This window comes from Paracoccus panacisoli (genome assembly GCF_042435015.1).
In the GTDB taxonomy this organism is placed as follows: domain Bacteria; phylum Pseudomonadota; class Alphaproteobacteria; order Rhodobacterales; family Rhodobacteraceae; genus Paracoccus; species Paracoccus panacisoli.
The window spans coordinates 1-1,633 of the sequence record NZ_JBHMQU010000031.1; the positions used below are offsets into that span (position 1 = coordinate 1).

At 75.6% G+C, this 1,633-nt stretch carries 2 protein-coding genes; both read left to right on the forward strand.

The genetic code is table 11. The features are described 5' to 3' along the window. The coding region (locus ACFHYO_RS07640) for a hypothetical protein (RefSeq protein WP_394319509.1) at positions 1-205 on the forward strand (205 nt) is incomplete at its 5' end. 272 nt (positions 206-477) lie between these two features. Next, positions 478-1,506: a DUF4159 domain-containing protein gene (locus tag ACFHYO_RS07645; protein ID WP_394319511.1), complete on the forward strand. Its 1,029-nt coding sequence runs from the start codon at positions 478-480 to the stop codon at positions 1,504-1,506. Positions 1,507-1,633: the final 127 nt, after the last annotated feature.

Sequence of the window (1,633 nt, forward strand, 5' to 3'; positions counted from 1 at the left end):
GCGCCGCGCGGCGCTCAACGCCGGCGGGCCGCTCGCGCCCGCCCGCTGGCCCGGCGCCACGGTCGAATCCGCCGCCACCCCGCCCGGCGAACCGTTGGGCGGCTGGCTGCTGGCTCTCGCCGCGCTGCTGCTCGGCGCCGACGCGCTCGGCAGCGCAGCACTCGCCGGCACGCGCCGCCGTCATCGGGCAGGGGTGGTGGCATGATGCGGGTGGCCTCTGCAGTAGCGCAGCCTTGGGTTGCTGGGGCGGAGACTCAGCGCTCCCGAGGTTCGGGGGAAGTGTCCTTGCCCGCCACCCTGCGGCCAGTGCCTTTTGGTCTCTCGCTGGGTTTCGCTGGATGGCGGCCGCCCTCTGCCGTTCCGCAGTCAGTTTCGCGGAACTCCGGGCCACCACCAAAGGTGTCAGCGCACGCGCGCGCCGTCGCCGAGCCTGACCGTGCCACCCTTTCGCGCCGTGGACCCTCCACGCGGCCGGCATTGTATGCTGTTCTCAAGGCGCTTCTTCTGTCAGTACGGCGCACCCCCTCCGCGGCATCTGCGCCGTTCCGGCACCCCGCCGCACACCGCACCCCCCGCGCCTCCGACCCACCGCGGCTCCGCCCCACGGCGCTGCTCACCCCACTCCTCCTCGCCCTCCTCACCGCCCCCGCGCTGGCCCAGGACGCCCCACCCCCGGCACCGGGGCCATCCGCCGCGCTCACCCCCGCCGCCCCCGACCCGCGCCTCGCCGAGGCCGCGGGCACCGGGGCGCTCGCCTATGTCGTCACCGGCGACCCGCGCGTGGACGCCGCCTCCGAGGCGGGGCTCACCGGCCTGTCGCAGGGCCTGACCGAGCGCACCACCGTCGAGCCCGGGCCGCCGGTCGGCGTCGATCTCGACACCGACGACCTGTCGCTGCTGACCTTCCTCTACTGGCCGGTGACCGAGGACCAGCCGCTGCCCGGGCCGCCCGCCTACGCCGCGCTCAACCGCTTTCTGCGGACCGGAGGCATGATCGTCTTCGACACCCGCGACGGCGACCTCGCCGGGACCGGGGCGCCGGACGCGAGCGTCGCGCTCCAGCGGCTGGCCGCGCCGCTCGACATCCCGCCGCTCGCGCCGCTGCCGCCCGATCATGTGCTGACCCGCGCCTTCTACCTGCTCGACAGCTTCCCCGGCCGCTGGACTGCCGCCCCGCTCTGGGTCGAGGCGCCGCAGTCGCCCGAGGCGACCGGCGCGGGCTTCGCCCCCTCGAACGACGGCGTCTCGCCCGTGATCATCGGCGGCAACGCCTATGCCGAGGCCTGGGCCACGACGCCCGAGGGCCTGCCCGCCTACGCCATCGGCGCGGGCTACGACGGTGAGCGGCAGCGCGAGCTGGCGCTGCGCTTCGGCATCAATCTCGTGATGTATGCGCTGAGCGGGAACTACAAATCCGATCAGGTCCACGTCCCCGAACTGCTCGAGCGGCTGGGGCGCGAGGCGCCGCGTGGGCCGGGGGTTATCGGGCCGGGGGCGATCCGGTGACGCGGCTCACCTTCGACCCGGCGCTGCCTTGGGCGGCGGTCGCCGCGCTGGCGGCGCTGGCGCTCGCCGCCGCGGCGCTGGCCTGGGCGGCGGGCGAGTGGGCCATGCGCGGCCACCCGTCGCTGCT